Below are 20,777 nucleotides of genomic sequence, written 5' to 3' on the forward strand. Positions count from 1 at the left end.
AGGCGGCACGTGTTTGACCCTTGACGTCCCCGCTCCGTCAGCGAGTTTCTCTCAAAACTCGAACAACTAAAGCCAACGTGAACTTTTGCGGACCCCGTGGTCCGCCTTTTTTTTGCGTAAAAAAGACCGGATATAAAAACAAAATGGCAACCGAAGCGATCGTTTTTAATGTTTACTCCCTTTCCCCCATACATTTTCATAAGCATCTCTTATCTGACGCAATGCGAATTAAATTTCGTAAATTGCCCACATTTATTCGTTTGCTGAACCGTTTTCGCAGCAATTGACGACGGGGGTTTTACGTGGCTTTATAAAGGGAGATGACAAAATAATGTCCAGAAAATTTTTGCCTGGGCATAAACAAAAATGATGGGGTGACTGGGTTTTTATGAACGAACAATATTCCGCGTTGCGTAGTAATGTCAGTATGCTCGGCAAAGTGCTTGGAGATACCATCAAAGATGCGTTAGGGGAGAACATCCTCGACCGCGTTGAAACCATCCGCAAGCTGTCTAAATCTTCCCGTGCCGGTAACGAGGCCAGTCGTCAGGAGCTGCTCACCACCTTGCAGAACCTCTCTAACGATGAGCTGCTGCCCGTTGCGCGCGCATTCAGCCAGTTCCTGAACCTGGCCAATACCGCTGAGCAATACCACAGCATTTCGCCGAATGGCGAAGCGGCAAGCAACCCGGAAGTCATTGCCCGCACCCTGCGTAAACTGAAAGACCAGCCAGACCTCAACGAGGCCACCATCAAAAAAGCGGTGGAGTCGCTTTCGCTGGAGCTGGTACTGACCGCACACCCAACCGAAATTACCCGTCGCACCCTGATCCACAAAATGGTGGAAGTGAACAACTGTCTGAAGCAGTTGGATAACAAAGACATTGCCGACTACGAACGCAACCAGCTGATGCGCCGTCTGCGCCAGCTTATTGCCCAGTCCTGGCACACCGATGAAATTCGTAAGCATCGCCCAAGCCCGGTGGACGAAGCTAAATGGGGCTTTGCGGTGGTGGAAAACAGCCTGTGGGAAGGGGTGCCGAACTACCTGCGCGAGCTGAACGAACAGCTGGAAGAGAACCTTGGCTACCGCCTGCCGGTCGATTTCGTTCCGGTCCGCTTCACCTCATGGATGGGCGGCGACCGCGACGGCAACCCGAACGTGACCGCGGAAATTACCCGTCACGTCCTGCTGCTGAGCCGCTGGAAAGCGACCGACCTGTTCCTGAAAGACATTCAGGTGCTGATCTCCGAGCTGTCGATGGTTGAAGCGACGCCGGAACTACGCGCGCTGGCAGGTGAAGAGGGTGCCAGCGAACCGTACCGTTTCCTGATGAAAAAACTGCGCGGTCAGCTGATGGCCACTCAGGCGTGGCTGGAAGCGCGTCTGAAAGGTCAGCGCCTGCCAAAACCAGAAGGCCTGCTCAGCCAGAACGAACAGCTCTGGGAGCCGCTGTACGCCTGTTATAAATCACTCCAGGCCTGCGGGATGGGCATCATCGCTAACGGCGAACTGCTCGACACCCTGCGCCGCGTGAAGTGTTTCGGCGTGCCGCTGGTGCGTATCGATGTGCGTCAGGAAAGTACCCGCCATACCGAAGCGCTGGGCGAGCTGACCCGCTACCTCGGCATCGGCGACTATGAAAGCTGGTCCGAAGCCGACAAACAGGCCTTCCTGATCCGCGAGCTGAACTCGAAGCGCCCTCTGCTGCCGCGCAACTGGGAGCCAAGCAACGAAACCCGCGAGGTGCTCAACACCTGTAAAGCGATCGTGGACGCGCCGAAAGGATCGGTCGCCGCCTATGTGATCTCCATGGCGAAAACCCCATCCGACGTGCTGGGCGTTCATCTTCTGCTGAAAGAAGCAGGAATCGACTACGCCCTGCCGGTCGCCCCGCTGTTTGAGACCCTCGACGACCTGAATAACGCCAACGATGTCATGACCCAGCTGCTGAATATCGACTGGTACCGCGGCTTTATCCAGGGCAAACAGATGGTGATGATCGGCTATTCCGATTCCGCGAAAGATGCAGGCGTGATGGCGGCATCCTGGGCGCAGTATCAGGCGCAGGATGCCCTGATCAAAACCTGCGAGAAAGCCGGTATCGAGCTGACCCTGTTCCACGGACGCGGTGGCTCGATTGGCCGTGGCGGCGCACCTGCACATGCAGCCCTTCTGTCACAGCCGCCGGGAAGCCTGAAAGGCGGCCTGCGCGTCACCGAGCAGGGCGAGATGATCCGCTTCAAATACGGTCTGCCGGAAGTGACCATCAGCAGCCTGTCGCTTTATACCAGCGCTATCCTGGAAGCAAACCTGCTGCCGCCGCCGGAGCCGAAAGCATCCTGGTGCCATATCATGGACGAGCTGTCTGACATCTCCTGCGATCTGTACCGCGGCTACGTGCGTGAAAACAAAGATTTCGTTCCTTACTTCCGCTCGGCCACGCCTGAGCAGGAGCTGGGTAAACTGCCGCTGGGCTCACGTCCTGCGAAGCGTCGCCCGACCGGTGGCGTAGAGTCTCTGCGCGCGATCCCGTGGATCTTCGCCTGGACGCAAAACCGTTTGATGCTGCCCGCCTGGCTGGGTGCCGGTGCCGCGCTGCAAAAAGTGGTGGAAGACGGTAAACAGAGCGAGCTGGAGACCATGTGTCGCGACTGGCCATTCTTCTCTACCCGTCTGGGCATGCTGGAGATGGTCTTCTCGAAAGCTGACCTGTGGCTGGCGGAATACTACGATCAGCGTCTGGTGAAACCTGAGCTGTGGGCGCTGGGCAAAGAGCTGCGCGAACTGCTGGAAGGCGACATCAAAGTGGTGCTGGACATCGCCAACGACTCACACCTGATGGCGGACCTGCCGTGGATTGCCGAGTCTATTCAACTGCGTAACATCTACACCGACCCGCTGAACGTCCTGCAGGCAGAGCTGCTGCACCGTTCGCGTATGGCGGAAGAAGAAGGGAAAGAGCCGGATCCACGTGTTGAACAGGCGCTGATGGTGACGATTGCGGGCGTTGCGGCGGGTATGCGTAACACCGGCTAATGCTTTACGCCCGGCGGCGCTGCGCTTGCACGGGCCTACGATAAGTAGGCCGGGTAAGCGTTAGCGCCACCCGGCAAAATTCGGTAGTCTCCTTATGCATTCCGATATCACCCAAATTTTGACTGACCTGGTGAACCGCACGTTACCGCTGGGTCAGATTCATTTCTCAGCGCTGGCTGAACAGCACCCCCGGACCTCTCCCTGCCTCGGCATTACCCTTGATACCCCCTGCGAGGCTATGTTTTCTTTTTTTGGACAAATCACGCCTCCCGCGCCTCACGCCCTGAGCATACATTTCGGTAAGCAGCTGCTGACTATCGAGTTACAGCATGACAATACGCTTTTACAGCAGCTCCAGATTGCCCGACGCGGCCCGCGAACGGGGGCTTTTCTTCTTCAAACGCTTACCGAATTACAGATGCAGCCTGAGGAGCAGGACACAGCAAGGCTGGTGGTTTTAAGCTTGCTCAGCCACTGCCGGGATCTGCTTGGCAGCGAAATTCATACCGACAGCCGTAGCCGGGCACTATTCGAAGCCGTTCGGAGCTATATCGAAGAAAATTATGCCTCTTTGTTAACTCGCGAATCCGTGGCACAGGCGTTCTACATCACACCAAACTACCTTTCCCATCTATTCCAGAAAGTCGGCAGCGTCGGATTCAATGAGTATTTAACAAAAATGCGCCTGGAACATGCGCGCCAGCTGCTGAAAGGCTACGATCTCAAAATTAAAGATATCGCCCCACGCTGCGGATTTACGGACAGCAACTACTTTTGCCGTCTCTTTCGCAAGCACACCGAACGTTCCCCTTCCGAATATCGACGTCAGTACCACAGTCAGCTGATCGCCAAAAAATAGCACTGTGATCGCTCTCGCACTTCGTTAAGGACATTACATTTGTCCAGTATTTAGCAAAATTGGCCTGTATCCGCTCTGCCTGCCCACGCCTTATCCTTTATTCAACCTTTCTGACTTAAGGAAAAATAATGGAACTGTACCTGGATACCGCCAACGTGGCGGAAGTTGAACGCCTGGCGCGCATTTTTCCCATAGCGGGCGTCACCACCAATCCGAGCATCATTGCCGCCAGCCGTGAATCCATTTGGGACGTGCTGCCGCGCCTGCAAAAAGCCATCGGGCCAGAAGGCACGCTGTTTGCTCAAACCATGAGCCGCGACGCAGAAGGCATGGTGGAGGAAGCCAAACGTTTAAGTAACGCCATCCCGGAAATTGTGGTGAAAATCCCGGTGACGGCTCAGGGGCTCATCGCGATTAAAGCATTGAAAAAAGAGGGGATAACCACGCTGGGAACCGCCGTTTACAGCGCGGCGCAGGGCTTGCTTGCCGCACTGGCAGGCGCGAAGTATGTCGCGCCGTACGTAAACCGCGTTGACGCTCAGGGCGGTGATGGCATTCGCATGGTCCAGGAGCTGCAATCCCTACTGGAACTGCACGCGCCGGAAAGCAAAGTGCTGGCCGCCAGCTTCAAAACGCCGCGTCAGGCGCTGGACTGCCTGTTGGCGGGATGCGAGGCAATCACGCTTCCCTTAGACGTAGCGCAACAAATGCTCGGCACACCGGCGGTAGAGTCAGCCGTAGAGAAGTTCGAGCAAGACTGGAAAAACGCGTTTGGTAACCTCAATCTCTAAGGGAGAACTGTTATGGACCGTATCATTCAATCGCCGGGAAAATATATCCAGGGCGCTGATGTGCTTACCCGTCTCGGCGACTATCTGAAACCCCTGGCCAATCGCTGGCTGGTTGTCGGCGATAAATTTGTGCTGGGTTTTGCCGAAGAGACCCTGCGTCAGAGTTTTAAAAATGCGGAACTCTATGCCGAAATAGCGCCATTTGGCGGCGAGTGTTCACAAAATGAAATCGATCGGCTGAAAAAACTGGCCGACGGCGCCGACTGCCTGGCAGTCCTGGGCATCGGCGGCGGTAAAACGCTGGATACCGCCAAAGCGCTGGCTCACTTTATGGACGTGCCCGTCGCCATTGCACCGACTATTGCCTCCACCGATGCGCCGTGCAGCGCCCTTTCCGTTATCTACACCGACAGCGGCGAGTTCGATCGCTACCTGATGCTGCCGCACAACCCGAACATGGTCATTGTGGATACCAAAGTGGTAGCAGGTGCGCCGGCACGTCTGCTGGCCGCCGGGATTGGCGATGCGCTGGCGACCTGGTTTGAAGCACGCGCCTGCTCGCGCAGCGGTGCGACCACCATGGCGGGCGGCAAATGCACGCAGGCTGCACTCGCGCTGGCCGAGCTGTGCTACAACACGCTGATTGAAGAGGGTGAAAAGGCCATGCTTGCAGCGGAACAGCATGTAGTAACACCGGCGCTGGAACGCATTATCGAAGCCAACACCTATCTTAGCGGCGTAGGATTTGAAAGCGGCGGACTGGCGGCGGCACACGCTATTCATAACGGTATGACGGCGGTACCGGACGCGCACCACTTCTATCACGGCGAAAAAGTGGCGTTTGGTACGCTGACGCAGCTGGTGCTGGAAAACGCGCCGGTAGAAGAAATAGAGACCGTCGCGGCGCTTTGCCACAGCGTGGGGCTGCCGATTACGCTGGCACAGCTAAATATTAAACAAGATATTCCGGCCAAAATGCGGCTGATTGCAGAGGCGTCCTGTGCGGAAGGAGAAACCATCCACAATATGCCTGGCGGCGTGTCGCCGGATCAGGTTTACGCGGCGCTGCTGGTGGCTGACCAGTATGGGCAGCGGTTCCTGCAGGAGTGGGAGTAACTGGCATGAATAAAAATCCCCGCATCGGCGGGGATTTTTTTGCCCGTAGGCCGGGTAAGGCGTAGCCGCCACCCGGCACAAGGGTTACTTCACGTCAAACCGGTCCAGATCCATTACCCTCGCCCATGCTGCAACGAAGTCGCGGACAAACTTCTCGTGTGCATCATCACTGGCATAAACCTCGGCCAGCGCGCGCAGCACGGCGTTTGAACCGAAGACCAGATCGGCGCGGGTGGCGGTATATTTCACTTCACCGCTGGCGCGATCGCTTCCGGCAAACAGCTCATTTGATTCGTCGGTCGCCTTCCACTGGGTATTCATGTCCAGCAGGTTCACGAAGAAATCATTGCTCAGCACGCCTTCGCGGTTGGTGAACACGCCGTTCTTACTGCCATCAAAGTTGGTACCCAGCACGCGCAGACCGCCGATCAGCACCGTCAGCTCCGGTGCGGTCAGCGTCAGCTGTTGGGCTTTATCAATCAGCAGGGATTCCGTCGTGGACACATCCACCTGCGCACGGTAGTTGCGGAAGCCATCAGCAACCGGTTCGAGCAGGTTAAACATCTCGATATCCGTCTGATCCTGACGCGCATCCACGCGTCCCGGCGTAAACGGAACGTTGACGTAAACGCCCGCCGCTTTTGCGGCCTGCTCAACGCCTACCACGCCCGCCAGCACGATAATGTCGGCCAGAGAGGCTTTGTTGGTGGTGCGCTGGATAGCCTCCAGAGCCGGCAGCGCACGAACCGCTGCGGCGTTCACGTCCCAGTCACGCTGAGGAGCAAGCGCCAGACGCGCACCGTTGGCGCCGCCACGCTTATCGCCACCGCGGAAGGTCGATGCCGACGCCCAGGCCACAGAAACCAGCTCGCTCACGGAGAGGCCAGAGGCCGCAATTTCCGCCTTCAGACTTTCAATGTCCTCTTTGGTCGGATTGAATACCGCCTCCGGCAGCGGGTCCTGCCAGATCAGATCTTCTTTCGGCACTTCCGGGCCGAGGTAACGCGATTTTGGTCCCATATCGCGGTGGGTCAGTTTGAACCACGCGCGCGCGAAGGCTTCGTTAAAGGCCTGCGGGTCGTTCAGGAAACGGCGGGAAATCTTTTCGAATTCCGGGTCAAAACGCAGCGTCAGGTCGGTAACCAGCATCGTTGGCTTACGTTTTTTGGACGGGTCGAACGGGTCAGGCATGATTTCCGGCGCATCCACGGCTTCAAACTGAATCGCTCCCGCCGGGCTGCGGGTCTGCACCCATTCGAATTTAAACAGGTTCTCGAAGAAGTAGTTGCTCCACTGGGTCGGAGTTTGTGACCAGATGACTTCCAGACCGGAGGTAATAGCATCAGCGCCCACGCCCGTGCCGAGCGTGCTCGCCCAGCCGAGGCCCTGCGCTTCAATCGGTGAGGCTTCCGGGTCAGTTCCCACGTGGGTGGCTTCACCCGCGCCGTGGGTTTTGCCGAGGGTATGGCCGCCTGCAATCAGCGCCACGGTCTCTTCGTCGTTCATACCCATGTTGCCAAAGGTGGCGCGAATCGCTGCCGCCGCTGACAGCGGTTCGCCGCTGGCGTTTGGCCCTTCCGGATTGACGTAGATCAGGCCCATTTCGGTGGCAGCCAGCGGACGCTTCGCCAGCGCTTCCGGGTCACGGTGGGTCAGCCAGGCTTTCTCATCACCCCAGTTCACGTCCAGATCCGGTTCCCAGACGTCTTCACGTCCGGCACCAAAACCAAAGGTGCGGAAACCCGAGTTTTCCAGCGCCACGTTACCCGCGAGGATAAACAGGTCAGCCCAGGAAATTTTTTGACCGTATTTTTTCTTGATGGGCCACAGCAGACGGCGCGCCTTATCCAGGCTTACGTTATCCGGCCAGGAGTTCAGCGGCGCAAAGCGCTGTTGACCGCGTCCAGCCCCACCGCGTCCGTCAACGGAGCGATAGGTACCCGCGCCGTGCCAGGCCATACGGATAAACAGGCCCGCATAGCTGCCCCAGTCGGCAGGCCACCACGGTTGAGAGTCGGTTAAGAGTGCTTTGAGGTCGCCTTTAAGGGCGGAGTAATCAAGTTTGCTGAATTCTTTGCGGTAGTCGAAGTCTTCACCCAGCGGGTTCGAACGATTGGAATGTTGGTTAAGAAGATCGATGCGGAGTTGTTTTGGCCACCAGTCGCGGCTGCCTGTACCTGCGCCCGCGCTGTGATCGACGCCGCCCTGGTGGAACGGGCATTTGCCGACTGATGCCGCTTTATTGGTCTCGTCTGACGTGCTCATCGCTATGCTCCCTTTTACAGTGTTACCGTTACGATATACACCACTAGCAATAAGTTATAGTTGAATTAATCCACAGATTCGATAGCTGATACCTTTTAACTTTTTGCCCTATTAAAAAGCCCTCAATTTAAGAGGGCTTTTGGTGTTTTACGCGGGGCGAACGCCCAGAGTGTGGCAGATGGCGTAGCTCATTTCCGCACGGTTTAGCGTGTAGAAGTGGAAATCTTTCACTCCTTCACGGCTTAAAATTTTCACCATGTCCATCGCGATATTAGCCCCCACCAGCTTGCGGGTTTCCGGGTCATCGTCCAGCCCTTCGTACATTTTGGACATCCACAGCGGAATGCGGACATTGGTCATATCAGCGAATTTCTTCGCCTGCTTGAAGTTAGAGACCGGCAGAATACCTGGGATAATTTCAACGTCGATGCCCGCGGAGACGCAGCGGTCACGGAAGCGCAGATAGCTTTCGACATCGAAGAAGAACTGGGTAATGGCGCGATTCGCGCCGGCGTCCACTTTACGCTTGAGGTTAAGCAGATCGGCCTGGGCGCTTTTCGCTTCCGGATGCACCTCAGGATAAGCGGCAACGGAGATATCAAAATCAGCCACGTCTTTCAGCAGCGCGACCAGATCGGCGGCATACATGTCCGGCTTACCGCTGCCCGGCGGCAGATCACCGCGCAGTGCGACAATATGACGGATGCCGTTATTCCAGTAATCCTGGGCGATAGCCCGTAACTCGTCGCGGGTCGCGTCGATACAGGTGAGGTGCGGCGCCGCTTCCAGACCGGTACGATCTTTGATGCCTTTGATAATGCTGTGCGTACGATCGCGCTCGCCGGAGTTAGCGCCGTAAGTCACGGAAACGAACTTCGGCTTCAGGCTGCTGAGACGATCGATAGAGCTCCACAGGGTTTGCTCCATTTCACTGGTGCGCGGCGGGAAAAATTCAAAAGAGACGTTAATCTGACCGTTTACTTCGGCCAGGCTCTGATTCAGTGCTTCCCGCTGGTTGGCGTGAAAAAAGCTCATACCTTACCTCTATCAATCACATGTCGTTGTCTGTTGTCTTGTGAACTTCTATACGTTTAGACGTCCAGATGTAAAAATGACGGAAAAGCAGAGGGACGTCAACATAAATAATCAACAATAACGGTGAGGTTTGCTCAGACAAGATGAAGAAAGTTCATGATGGGGAGTGAGACATCCCCTGCCCAGGACCTTACTGCCCTTTGGGTAAAGGGGAAAAGACCGCACCAGGCAGTCTTCTCCCTATGGGGTGTACGGTGCGGTTTTAATGCCAGCAGAAGTGATGCACAACCTGAGTAATCAGTTCGCGGGTTGGCTTGATAAAGCGGGTTTCCAGATATTCATCCGGCTGGTGCGCCTGGTTGATGGAGCCGGGGCCAAGGACCAGCGTAGGGCAAAGCGTCTGAATAAACGGCGCTTCGGTGCAGTAGTTCACCACGTCGGTTTTCTCACCGAGCAGCTTTTCCACCACCTCAACCAGCTGATGGTCCGGCGGGCATTCGTAACCCGGGATCGGCGGATGCAGTTCGGAGACCGTCAGGCGGCCCGGCCAGCGCTCGCTCACCGGGGCCAGCGCCTCATTCAGCAGGCCGTCGAGATCGCTGAGGGTCATACCCGGCAGCGGGCGGATGTCCATATGCAGTTCGCAGCAGGCGCATATACGGTTCGAGGCATCGCCGCCGTGCAGGCTGCCGAGGTTCAGGGTCGGATACGGCACGGTGAACGCGTCATAGTGATAGCGCTCTTTCAGATCGTCGCGCAGGGCCATGATGCGCCCGATGGCGTCATGCATCAGCTCAATGGCGTTCACGCCGCGCGCCGGGTCGCTGGAGTGGCCGGACTGGCCGAGCACGCGCACGGCCGTAGAGATATGGCCTTTGTGCGCGCGAATCGGTTGCAACGACGTCGGCTCGCCGATGATCGCGCAATCCGGGCGAATCGACGTGTTTTCAGAGAAGTAGCGCGCGCCAGCCATGCTGGTTTCTTCATCAGCGGTCGCCAGAATGTAGAGCGGTTTTTTCAGCTTCGTCACGTCCACGTCACGCAGCGCGTCGAGGATAAAGGCGAAGAAGCCTTTCATGTCGGCGGTGCCCAAACCGTAGAGCTTGTTGTCATGCTCGGTCAGGGTGAACGGATCGCGCGTCCAGCGGCCATCGTCAAACGGCACGGTGTCGGTATGACCGGCCAGCAGCAGGCCGCCCGCAGCGGTTCCGGTGCTGGCGAGCAGGTTAAATTTGTGGCGGGTTCCGGGAACGGGCTGAACCTCAACGTTAAACCCAAGATCGCTAAACCAACCCGCCAGCAGATTGATTAAAGACTCATTGCTCTGATCCAGCGCTTCTTCCGTTGCGCTGATGGACGGTGTGGCAATCAGGGCGCGGTAGATCTCGATAAATGGCGGTAAGTTCATTTTCATTGTTGACACACCTTAGGTCGTGATAGTATCAATATTCATGCAATAAATGTGAATAAAAATACATTAACGTTGAGCATAAAGGAACCCGATGTTGAATACGCTGATTGTAGGCGCTAGCGGTTATGCGGGCGCAGAGCTTGTAAGCTACGTGAATCGCCATCCACATATGACCATAACCGCTTTGACCGTGTCAGCGCAAAGCAATGATGCAGGAAAGTTAATTTCCGATTTGCATCCGCAGCTTAAGGGCCAGGTCGATCTGCCGCTGCAGCCCATGTCTGACATCAGCGAGTTTACCGACGGCGTCGACGTGGTGTTTTTAGCCACCGCGCACGAGGTCAGCCACGACCTGGCGCCGCAGTTCCTGGCGTCTGGCTGCGTGGTCCTCGACCTCTCCGGCGCGTTCCGCGTTAACGACGGCGCGTTCTACGAAAAATATTACGGTTTCACCCATCAGCATCCGGATCTGCTGGAAAAAGCGGTGTACGGCCTGGCGGAGTGGAGCGCAGACAAACTGAAAGAAGCTGACCTGATTGCCGTTCCGGGCTGCTACCCGACTGCAGCGCAGCTTTCCCTGAAGCCGCTGATCGACGCAGGCCTGCTGGATCTGAGCCAGTGGCCAGTGATCAACGCCACCAGCGGCGTGAGCGGTGCAGGCCGCAAGGCGGCGATCTCCAACAGCTTCTGCGAAGTGAGCCTTCAGCCGTATGGCGTGTTTAATCACCGTCATCACCCTGAAATCACGACGCATCTGGGCGCGGACGTCATTTTCACCCCGCACCTGGGCAGCTTCCCGCGTGGGATCCTCGAAACCATCACCTGCCGCCTGAAACCGGGCGTGACCAAAGAGCAGGTGAACGAGGCCTTCACGCAGGCGTATGCGGACAAACCGCTGGTGCGCCTGTACGACAAAGGCGTGCCGGCGCTGAAAAACGTGGTCGGTCTGCCGTTCTGCGATATCGGCTTTGCCGTTCAAGGTGAGCATCTCATCGTGGTGGCCGCAGAAGATAACTTACTGAAAGGCGCTGCCGCACAGGCAATGCAGTGTGCAAATATTCGTTTCGGTTTCCCGGAAACGCAGGCTCTTATTTAAGGTGTGATGATGAACCCATTAATTATCAAACTCGGTGGTGTACTGCTGGATAGCGAAGAAGCGCTGGAGCGTCTGTTTACCGCGCTGGTGAACTATCGCGAGTCACATCAACGTCCGCTGGTGATTGTGCACGGCGGCGGCTGCGTGGTGGATGAGCTGATGAAAGGGCTCAACCTGCCGGTGAAAAAGAAAAACGGCCTGCGCGTGACGCCTGCTGACCAGATTGACATCATTACCGGCGCGCTGGCGGGTACGGCGAACAAAACGCTGCTGGCGTGGGCGAAGAAACACCACATCGCGTCCGTTGGCCTCTATCTGGGCGATGGCGACAGCGTAAAAGTGACCCAGCTCGACGAAGAGCTCGGCCACGTTGGACTGGCGCAGCCTGGTTCGCCTAAGCTGATTAATACGCTGCTGGAAGGGGGTTTCCTGCCGGTGGTGAGCTCAATCGGCGTGACCGAAGAGGGCGAGCTGATGAACGTCAACGCTGACCAGGCAGCAACCGCGCTCGCGGCAACGCTGGGCGCGGATCTGATCCTTCTCTCCGACGTGAGCGGCATTCTGGACGGAAAAGGCCAGCGCATTGCGGAAATGACGGCTGAGAAAGCCGAGCAGCTGATTGCCCAGGGCATTATTACCGACGGCATGATCGTCAAAGTGAACGCCGCGCTGGATGCCGCACGCACGCTGGGCCGCCCGGTGGATATCGCCTCATGGCGTCACGCGGAACAACTGCCTGCGCTGTTTAACGGCACGCCGATTGGCACGCGTATTCTGGCGTAATCAATTTAACGTTTTGTAGGCCCGGTAAGCGCAGCGCCACCGGGCAATGAAATTCAAAGATATTAAGGAAGCATGTTATGGCACTTTGGGGTGGGCGTTTTACACAGGCAGCGGATCAGCGGTTCAAACAGTTCAACGACTCTTTGCGCTTCGACTACCGCCTGGCCGAACAGGATATTGTCGGCTCTGTGGCCTGGTCCAAAGCGCTGGTGACGGTTGGCGTACTGACCGCAGACGAACAATTACAGCTGGAAGAAGCGCTGAACAATCTGCTGGAAGAGGTGCGTCTTAACCCGCAGCAGATCCTCGAAAGCGATGCTGAAGATATTCACAGCTGGGTGGAAGGCAAACTTATCGACAAAGTCGGCCAACTGGGCAAAAAGCTGCACACCGGACGCAGCCGTAACGACCAGGTCGCCACCGATCTGAAGCTGTGGTGTAAAGATACCGTTGGCGAACTGCTGGCGGCTAATCGTCAGCTGCAGAGCGCACTGGTGGAGACCGCGCAGAACAACCAGGACGCGGTGATGCCGGGTTATACCCACCTGCAGCGCGCCCAGCCGGTGACCTTTGCGCATTGGTGTCTGGCCTACGTCGAGATGCTGGCGCGTGATGAAAGCCGTCTGCAGGACACCCTTAAACGTCTGGACGTCAGCCCGCTGGGCAGCGGCGCGCTGGCCGGAACCGCTTACGAAATCGACCGTGAACAGCTGGCAGGCTGGCTGGGCTTTGCCTCCGCCACCCGTAACAGCCTGGACAGCGTGTCTGACCGCGACCACGTGCTGGAGCTGCTCTCCAATGCCTCGATCGGGATGGTGCATCTGTCGCGCTTTGCCGAAGACCTGATCTTCTTTAACTCTGGCGAAGCGGGCTTCGTCGAGCTGTCCGACCGCGTGACCTCAGGCTCATCCCTGATGCCGCAGAAGAAAAACCCGGACGCGCTGGAGCTAATTCGGGGTAAATGTGGCCGCGTGCAGGGCGCGCTGACCGGCATGATGATGACCCTGAAAGGGCTGCCGCTGGCGTATAACAAAGACATGCAGGAAGACAAAGAAGGACTGTTCGACGCGCTCGACACCTGGCTGGACTGTCTGCATATGGGCGCGCTGGTGCTGGACGGCATTCAGGTGAAACGTCCGCGCTGCCAGGAAGCGGCGCAGCAGGGCTATGCGAACTCTACCGAGCTGGCGGATTATCTGGTGGCGAAAGGTGTACCTTTCCGTGAAGCGCACCATATCGTGGGTGAAGCGGTAGTGGAAGCTATTCGTCAGGGTAAACCGCTGGAAGATCTGGCGCTGGCCGACCTGCAGAAGTTCAGCGCGGTTATCGGGGATGATGTGTATCCGATTCTTGCGCTGCAGTCTTGCCTGGATAAGCGTGCCGCGAAAGGCGGCGTGTCGCCTAAGCAGGTGGCGCAGGCGATAGCGGATGCGAAAAACCGTTTGGTTTAATCTGTCCTGACTGGAGCCCTCTCCCACTGTGCGGGGAGAGGGCCAGGGTGACGGGTTACAGCAGCTTAGCCAGACGGTTGATGTCGGACTGAATGGCTCCAGCGGTAACATCGCGGCCCGCGCCAGGACCGCGGATCACCAGCGGGTTATCGCGGTACCAGCGGCTTTCGATGGCGAAGACGTTATCGCACGGCAGCAGCGCCGCCAGTGGATGCTCAGGACGCACCGCCTCGACACCGACTCGCGCCTTTCCGTTGGCCTCAAAACGCGCCACATAGCGCAGTACCAGCCCCATCTCGTTCGCCGCTTCCAGACGCTGTACCATCTGCTCGTTAAGCTCTTCACCATTTTCAAAGAAATGGTCCACAGAACCTTCTTCACAGCCGGCTGGCACCAGTGATTCGACGCGTACGGAATCCGGTTCGATGTCGTAACCAGCTTCACGCGCCAGGATTACCAGCTTACGCATCACGTCTTTACCGGAAAGGTCAACGCGCGGATCGGGTTCCGTTAAGCCCTGCTGCCACGCCTGATCCACCAGGTCGGTGAACGGTACGGTGCCGTCAAACTGCAGGAACAGCCAGGAGAGCGTGCCGGAGAAGATACCGCTCAGCGCCAGAATGCTGTCGCCGCTTTCAATCAGGTCACGCACGGTGTGGTTAACCGGCAGGCCCGCGCCCACGGTGGCGTTATACAGCCAGTGACGGCCAGTTTTTTCAAACGCGTCGTGGATCTGACGGTATTTATCGGTGCTGCTCGCCCCCGCCAGCTTGTTGGCGCTGATGACGTGGAAACCGTGGCTGGCGAAATCAAGGTACTGATCGGCAAGCTGTTCGCTGGCGGTAACGTCCAGCACCACCAGATCGTCATACGGGTGCGCGCGCATCCACAGGAACAGCGACTCTTCATCCTGCTCAACCGCTTCATCGTTAAAGAAGGCAAGCGCGCGGCTGGCGTCCAGCCCTTCGTAGTTCAGCAGGCTGCGGCGACTGTCTACCACGCCCGCAAGAATAAATTCAAACCCGGTACGCGCCGAGAGCGTCACCTGTTCGCGGGCAAACAGCTCAAGCCAGCGGGAACCGATATTACCTTTCCCGAACAGCACCAGGCCGATGCGTTTTTCTGCGCGGAACAGGGAGGTATGCAGACCCTGAATCAGGCTTTCGGTTGGCCCTTTGCGCAGAACGGCAACCAGGCTGATGCCCTCTTCCGACTGCCAGGTGAACTCCACCGGCTGCCCTTTCAGCTGCTGCCAGAAGCGGTGGCAGTGCAGCGGGTTACGGGTGACGCCCGCGCCCACCATCGCCACCAGCGCCAGCCCCTGACGCAGGCGAAGTTCGCCCGGCAGGCCTGCTTCATCCAGAATTTTCAGCGCGCTGTCCGCCACTTCTGCGGTATAGCAGAACTGCAGCAGCTGGCGGTCATTGTGAACACCCACGGCCAGCGGACGCACCTGAGCACGTTTCAGGATCGTGTCGATCTCTTTATGCGCCAGCTTGAAGTCCTGCCCCGCAGGCACCTGGAACTCAATCAGGCAGATGTCGTCATGGCTGGTGACAATACGAGCCCCGGTACCGGACGCCAGCACGCGCTCAATGCGCGTGGAGCCTTGATCCGGGGTGTAACTGCAGCGCAGCTGGAGGTCGATATCGCTGCCGGAAACCGGCTGCAGCGTGCGCGCGTGCAGTACCGGCGCAGCCAGACGCGCCAGTTCACTGGCTTCATCCAGGCGCAGCAGCGGCAGCAGGCAGGCATCCTTAACTTTACGCGGGTCCGCGCTGTAAACACCGGCCACGTCGCTCCAGATGGTGACGCGGGACACGCCCGCCAGGGCACCAATCTGCGTTGCCGAGTAGTCCGATCCGTTACGGCCCAGCAGCACGGTTTCGCCCGCGTTGCTGCGGCTGATAAAGCCGGTGACGACAATACGTTTGCCCGGGTGCTGCACCAGCAGCTGTTGCAGCAGCGGGTAGGACAACCCTTCATCCACCTGCGGCTGCGCGGCGCGTTCGGCGCGCAGGAAATCACGCGCGTCGAGCCAAGCCGCTTCCACGCCCAGGTGTTGCAGCACGGCGGCCATCAGGCGTGCGGACCACACTTCACCGTGGCCCACCACTTCGGCATACACCGCATCGGTAATACCGCTGTCCAGCAGGGCAGCCAGACGCTCAAGGTCATGGGTGAAGGCACCGATCAGCCCGTCCGCCACGTCCGCAGGCAGCAGGCCGGCAATCAGCTCGCTCTGGTAACGACGTAAGGACTGTTGCACCTGATGCGCAGAAAGGCGATCGGTCTGGCTCAGTTTCAGCCAGCTAATCAACTGGTTGGTGGTGCTGCCCGCTGCCGAGACAACCATCATGTCACCCGGCTGTGAATATTCCGTCATGATCCCTGCAACGCGCAGGTAACATTTCACATCAGCAAGACTACTACCACCAAACTTGTGCAGCTGACGACCCTTCGCCCCTGCCTGCGCTATCACACTCATGATTACCCCTTGGCTGCGATCCGGAAGCCATTTTCCAGATCGGCAATTAAATCTTCAGAATCTTCAATGCCGGTTGAGATACGCAGCAGCGTCTCAGAAATCCCGGCGGCGGCACGTGCTTCCGGTGCCATACCTGCGTGCGTCATGGTTGCGGCGTGGGAGATCAAGCTTTCAACCCCACCTAAGGATTCCGCCAGCGTAAACAATGACAGCCCGCTCAGGAAGCGACGCAGCGTTTGCTCGTCACCATCCAGTTCAAAACTTAACATCGCGCCAAACCCTTTCTGCTGGCGCGCGGCAATCTCGTGCCCCTGATTTTCCGGCAGCGACGGGTGATAAAGCTTTTTCACCAGCGGTTGGGTTTTCAGGAAATCGACAATCGCCTGGGCATTGCGCTGCGCCACGTCCATGCGCGGCGAAAGCGTGCGGATGCCGCGCAACAGCAGATAGCTGTCGAAGGCGCCCGCGGTGACGCCAATGTTATTGGCCCACCATGCCAGTTCGGTGACAACATCCGGATCTTTGGCAATTACCACGCCTGCCACTACGTCAGAATGGCCGTTCAGATATTTAGTGCATGAATGCAATACCAGATCGGCACCCAGTGCGAGTGGGTTCTGAAGGGCCGGACTGAGGAACGTATTATCCACTACACTTATCGCTCCCGCATCCCTTGCGAGCTGACAAATTTTCGCAATATCGACAACGCGCAACAATGGATTGCTTGGACTTTCCACCAGAACCAGCTTTGGTTTCTCTGCCAGAGCCTGTTTCAGCGCCTGTTCGTCGTTTTGATCGACAAACAGCACGCGATAGCAGCCGCGTTTTGCCAGGCTATCAAACAGGCGATAGCTGCCGCCGTAGCAATCGTGTGGGGCAACCAGCAGATCGCCCGGTTTCAGGAACACGGTGGTCACCAGGTGAATGGCGGACATCCCGGTATTGGTTAATACTGCCCCTGCGCCCCCTTCCAGTTCCGCAAGCGCGCGCTGGGTCACGTCACGCGTAGGGTTGCCACGACGCGAGTAGTCATGCGCGCGGGGTTCATTAAATCCGGTGAAGTTGTAGGTACTGGAAAGATGAATCGGCGGGACAACGCAGCCGTACTGCTCGTCATCATTTAATCCGCTACGCACTGCAATAGTGGCCTGTTTACGCGTCATGGTGAGGGCTTCCTGGCGAATGAGGTGAAAAGTCAGGCACCAGAGTAAACATTGAAAGTATGGACGTCAATACATCTGGACATCTAAACTTCTTTGCGTATAGATTGAGCAATGCGCAAATAGCCGTTAAAATTATATGCTTTAGTGCACGCTGCAGCGGCAATATCCGTGCCACGGTATCGTCTCTACGGTAAACTAGACAAGATTGCGGTTCAAAACGGGTGGTTACTGGTTTTGCACCTTTAGATAAATGACTGAGAGGATTAAAGGTATCTCATGGCTGAATGGAGCGGCGAATATATCAGCCCATACGCTGAGCACGGTAAGAAGAGTGAGCAAGTAAAGAAAATTACGGTTTCCATTCCTCTGAAGGTGTTGAAGATCCTCACCGATGAACGTACGCGTCGTCAGGTGAACAACCTGCGCCACGCGACCAACAGCGAACTGCTGTGCGAAGCGTTTCTGCATGCGTTTACCGGTCAACCGTTGCCGAACGATGAAGATCTGCGCAAAGAGCGTAGTGATGAAATCCCGGAAGAGGCGAAGGTGATCATGCGTGAACTGGGTATTGACCCGGAGACGTGGGAATACTGAGAAGCGGATACAAAAAAGGCACCGCAAGGTGCCTTTTTTCTCGGGAAACTTATTTAGCGCCCGGGATGCTGAAACGCTTGTTGAAGCGGTCAACACGGCCACCGGTTGCAACGTCACGCTGCTTACCAGTGTAGAACGGGTGGCATTTGCCGCACACGTCCAGGTTCAGATCGTGACCCACGGTAGAGCGGATCTGGATAGAGTTACCGCAAGAACAGTTTGCAGTAATCATTTCGTATTTCGGGTGAATATCTTTTTTCATGGGAGAACCTCAGTTAAGGCCGCGTCGCTCTTCCAGCCCTAACGCCAGACACCACGCGATGTTGATTGTAAGTTCTTTGGCGTAAAGTACACCAAAGGCGGCGAATCATACAGAATTTGACCAACGTATGCAAACTGATCCGCACGCCGCTTTTACTAATGTGTATACTAACGCGCCACTTTTCAAGTCAGGAAGATTCGATGCCCGTCGCTCACGTTGCCCTGCCCGTTCCGCTTCCCCGCACCTTTGACTATCTGCTGCCCGACAGCATGAGCGCCAAAGCGGGCTGCCGCGTGACCGTGCCGTTTGGCAAACAGCAGCGCGTGGGGATCGTCGTCTCCGTCAGCGATAAAAGCGAGCTACCGCTTAATGAGCTGAAATCAGTCGTTGAGGTGCTGGACAGCGAGCCGGTTTACTCCACCAGCATATGGCGACTGCTGCTGTGGGCAGCGGATTATTATCATCACCCGATCGGCGACGTCCTGTTCCACGCTCTGCCAATTATGCTGCGTCAGGGCAAGAGCGCCAGCCATGCGCCAATGTGGTACTGGTTTGCCACGGAGGAAGGCCAGGCCGTCGACATCAACAATCTGAAGCGCTCGCAGAAGCAGCAGCAGGCGCTGGCGGCGCTGCGTCAGGGGAAAATCTGGCGGCATCAGGTCGACGAGCTTGAGGTCAGCGAAACGGCGCTACAGGCATTAAGAAAGAAAGGGCTAAGCGAACTGGCCAGCGAAGCGCCTGCTCTGAACGACTGGCGGGAGAGTTTCTCCGTTTCAGGGGATCGCCTGCGTCTGAATACCGAACAGGCCACCGCGGTAGGCGCGATTCATAGCGCCTCCGATCGTTTCTCTGCCTGGCTGCTGGCGGGGGTCACCGGTTCCGGCAAGACCGAAGTCTACCTGAGCGTGCTGGAAAACGTGCTCGCTCAGGGGAAACAGGCGCTGGTGATGGTGCCGGAAATTGGCCTGACGCCGCAAACCATCGCCCGCTTTCGCGAACGCTTTAATGCGCCGGTTGAGGTGCTGCACTCTGGCCTGAACGACAGCGAACGCCTCAGCGCCTGGCTGAAAGCGAAAAACGGCGAAGCGGCGATTGTGATCGGCACCCGCTCGTCGCTGTTTACGCCGTTTAAAAATCTTGGCGTTATCGTGATCGACGAAGAGCACGACAGCTCCTATAAACAGCAGGAAGGCTGGCGCTACCATGCCCGCGATCTGGCGGTCTATCGCGCGCACAGCGAGCAAATTCCCATTATTCTGGGTTCCGCCACGCCGGCGCTCGAAACGCTGCACAACGTGCGCCAGCGTAAATACCACATGCTGCGCCTGACGCGTCGGGCGGGGAATGCCCGTCCGGCCATTCAGCACGTGCTGGATCTGAAAGGTCAGCAGGTTCAGGCGGGGCTAGTGCCCGCGCTGATTACCCGCATGCGCCAGCATTTGCAGGCGGGCAATCAGGTGATCCTGTTTCTTAACCGTCGCGGATTTGCACCCGCCCTGCTGTGCCACGACTGCGGATGGATTGCCGAGTGTCCGCGCTGCGACCACTACTATACCTTCCACCAGGCCCAGCGGCATTTACGCTGCCACCACTGCGACAGCCAGCGTCCGGTGCCGCGCCAGTGTCCGTCATGTGGTTCAACGCATATTGTGCCGGTCGGTCTGGGAACGGAACAGCTTGAACAGGCGCTTGGTCCCTTCTTCCCGGACGTGCCGATTTCGCGTATCGACCGGGACACCACCAGCCGCAAAGGCGCGCTCGAACAGCAGCTGGCGGAAGTGCATCGCGGCGGTGCGCGCATCCTGATTGGTACCCAGATGCTGGCTAAAGGTCACCATTTTCCGGACGTGACGCTGGTCGCCCTGCTGGACGTGGACGGCGCGCTGTTCTCGGCAGATTTTCGTTCAGCCGAGCGCTTCGCCCAGCTTTATACCCAGGTAGCCGGACGTGCAGGACGCGCCGGTAAACAGGGCGAAGTGGTGTTGCAAACGCACCACCCGGAGCACCCGCTGCTGCAAACCTTGCTGCACAAAGGCTATGACGCCTTTGCCGAGCAGGCGCTGGCCGAGCGCCAGACTATGCAGCTACCGCCGTGGACCAGTCACGTCATCATCCGCGCGGAAGATCATAACAACCAGCAGGCGCCACTTTTCCTGCAGCAGCTGAGAAACCTTCTGCAGGCCAGCCCGCTGGTGGATAATCAGCTGTGGATTTTGGGCCCGGTGCCCGCCCTCGCGCCAAAACGCGGCGGCCGTTTCCGATGGCAGATTTTGCTCCAGCACCCTTCGCGTATTCGTCTTCAGCATATCGTCAGCGGCGCGCTGGTGCTGATTAACACCCTGCCCGAAGCGCGAAAAGTGAAGTGGGTGCTGGACGTCGACCCCATCGAAGGCTGAAGCTGGATCGAAAAATTTAACTCTCCT

15 protein-coding genes are annotated in these 20,777 nt (G+C 57.5%); 9 read left to right on the top strand and 6 right to left on the bottom strand.

The window, feature by feature from the left end; all coding sequences use genetic code 11:
• The first annotated feature begins 388 nt into the window (after nt 1–388).
• The 4 genes from ppc (at nt 389) to ELK40_RS22035 (ending at nt 5,806) form a co-directional block, all read left to right on the top strand.
• Nucleotides 389–3,040: a phosphoenolpyruvate carboxylase gene (gene ppc / locus ELK40_RS22020; RefSeq protein ID WP_127732623.1), complete on the top strand. Its 2,652-nt coding sequence runs from the start codon at nt 389–391 to the stop codon at nt 3,038–3,040.
• A 94-nt stretch (nt 3,041–3,134) separates the two neighbouring features.
• Complete coding sequence (locus tag ELK40_RS22025; protein WP_127732625.1) at nt 3,135–3,899, top strand: AraC family transcriptional regulator; 765 nt, start codon at nt 3,135–3,137, stop codon at nt 3,897–3,899.
• A gap of 128 nt (nt 3,900–4,027) precedes the next feature.
• Nucleotides 4,028–4,690, top strand: coding sequence for a fructose-6-phosphate aldolase (gene fsa, locus ELK40_RS22030; protein ID WP_115876992.1), 663 nt, complete (start codon nt 4,028–4,030; stop codon nt 4,688–4,690).
• Nucleotides 4,691–4,702: 12 nt separating this feature from the next.
• On the top strand, nt 4,703–5,806 hold the full coding sequence (locus ELK40_RS22035) for a glycerol dehydrogenase (RefSeq protein ID WP_115876991.1): 1,104 nt from the start codon (nt 4,703–4,705) through the stop codon (nt 5,804–5,806).
• 84 nt (nt 5,807–5,890) lie between these two features.
• On the opposite strand, the gene katG is transcribed toward ELK40_RS22035, so the two are convergent.
• The 3 genes from katG to argE all read right to left on the bottom strand — a co-directional run bounded on the left by katG (nt 5,891) and on the right by argE (nt 10,520).
• On the bottom strand, nt 5,891–8,071 hold the full coding sequence (katG, locus tag ELK40_RS22040) for a catalase/peroxidase HPI (protein ID WP_115876990.1): 2,181 nt from the start codon (nt 8,069–8,071) through the stop codon (nt 5,891–5,893).
• Between the two features lie 147 nt (nt 8,072–8,218).
• The gene (gene metF, locus ELK40_RS22045; protein ID WP_023309676.1) at nt 8,219–9,106 is read right to left on the bottom strand and encodes a methylenetetrahydrofolate reductase; all 888 of its coding nucleotides are present in this window, start codon (nt 9,104–9,106) and stop codon (nt 8,219–8,221) included.
• A 262-nt stretch (nt 9,107–9,368) separates the two neighbouring features.
• Nucleotides 9,369–10,520, bottom strand: coding sequence for an acetylornithine deacetylase (argE, locus tag ELK40_RS22050; protein ID WP_127732627.1), 1,152 nt, complete (start codon nt 10,518–10,520; stop codon nt 9,369–9,371).
• Nucleotides 10,521–10,608: 88 nt separating this feature from the next.
• On the opposite strand from argE, the gene argC reads away from it, so the two are divergent.
• The 3 genes from argC (at nt 10,609) to argH (ending at nt 13,847) form a co-directional block, all read left to right on the top strand.
• Nucleotides 10,609–11,613, top strand: coding sequence for an N-acetyl-gamma-glutamyl-phosphate reductase (argC, locus tag ELK40_RS22055; RefSeq protein ID WP_127732629.1), 1,005 nt, complete (start codon nt 10,609–10,611; stop codon nt 11,611–11,613).
• 6 nt (nt 11,614–11,619) lie between these two features.
• Nucleotides 11,620–12,396 carry an acetylglutamate kinase gene (argB, locus tag ELK40_RS22060; protein ID WP_090420882.1) on the top strand — a complete coding sequence of 259 codons (777 nt, stop codon included), beginning with the start codon at nt 11,620–11,622 and terminating at the stop codon, nt 12,394–12,396.
• Nucleotides 12,397–12,473: 77 nt separating this feature from the next.
• On the top strand, nt 12,474–13,847 hold the full coding sequence (gene argH, locus ELK40_RS22065) for an argininosuccinate lyase (protein ID WP_039264229.1): 1,374 nt from the start codon (nt 12,474–12,476) through the stop codon (nt 13,845–13,847).
• Between the two features lie 55 nt (nt 13,848–13,902).
• On the opposite strand, the gene ELK40_RS22070 is transcribed toward argH, so the two are convergent.
• Nucleotides 13,903–16,335 carry a bifunctional aspartate kinase/homoserine dehydrogenase II gene (locus ELK40_RS22070; RefSeq protein ID WP_115876989.1) on the bottom strand — a complete coding sequence of 811 codons (2,433 nt, stop codon included), beginning with the start codon at nt 16,333–16,335 and terminating at the stop codon, nt 13,903–13,905.
• Nucleotides 16,336–16,337: 2 nt separating this feature from the next.
• Nucleotides 16,338–17,498, bottom strand: a complete 1,161-nt coding sequence (gene metB, locus ELK40_RS22075; protein WP_045909121.1) for a cystathionine gamma-synthase — start codon at nt 17,496–17,498, stop codon at nt 16,338–16,340.
• A gap of 276 nt (nt 17,499–17,774) precedes the next feature.
• Here metB and metJ point away from each other — a divergent pair, with 276 nt between their 5' ends.
• Nucleotides 17,775–18,092 (top strand): met regulon transcriptional regulator MetJ, encoded by a 318-nt coding sequence (gene metJ, locus ELK40_RS22085; RefSeq protein ID WP_015966498.1) that lies wholly within the window; start codon nt 17,775–17,777, stop codon nt 18,090–18,092.
• Nucleotides 18,093–18,141: 49 nt separating this feature from the next.
• Here the strand turns inward: metJ and rpmE are convergent, their stop codons facing one another.
• On the bottom strand, nt 18,142–18,354 hold the full coding sequence (rpmE, locus tag ELK40_RS22090) for a 50S ribosomal protein L31 (protein ID WP_003862040.1): 213 nt from the start codon (nt 18,352–18,354) through the stop codon (nt 18,142–18,144).
• A gap of 200 nt (nt 18,355–18,554) precedes the next feature.
• On the opposite strand from rpmE, the gene priA reads away from it, so the two are divergent.
• Complete coding sequence (gene priA / locus ELK40_RS22095; RefSeq protein WP_127732631.1) at nt 18,555–20,750, top strand: primosomal protein N'; 2,196 nt, start codon at nt 18,555–18,557, stop codon at nt 20,748–20,750.
• The last annotated feature ends 27 nt before the right edge of the window (nt 20,751–20,777 follow it).

Source organism: Enterobacter sp. N18-03635 (genome assembly GCF_004006055.1).
Classification (GTDB): Bacteria; Pseudomonadota; Gammaproteobacteria; order Enterobacterales; family Enterobacteriaceae; genus Enterobacter; species Enterobacter vonholyi.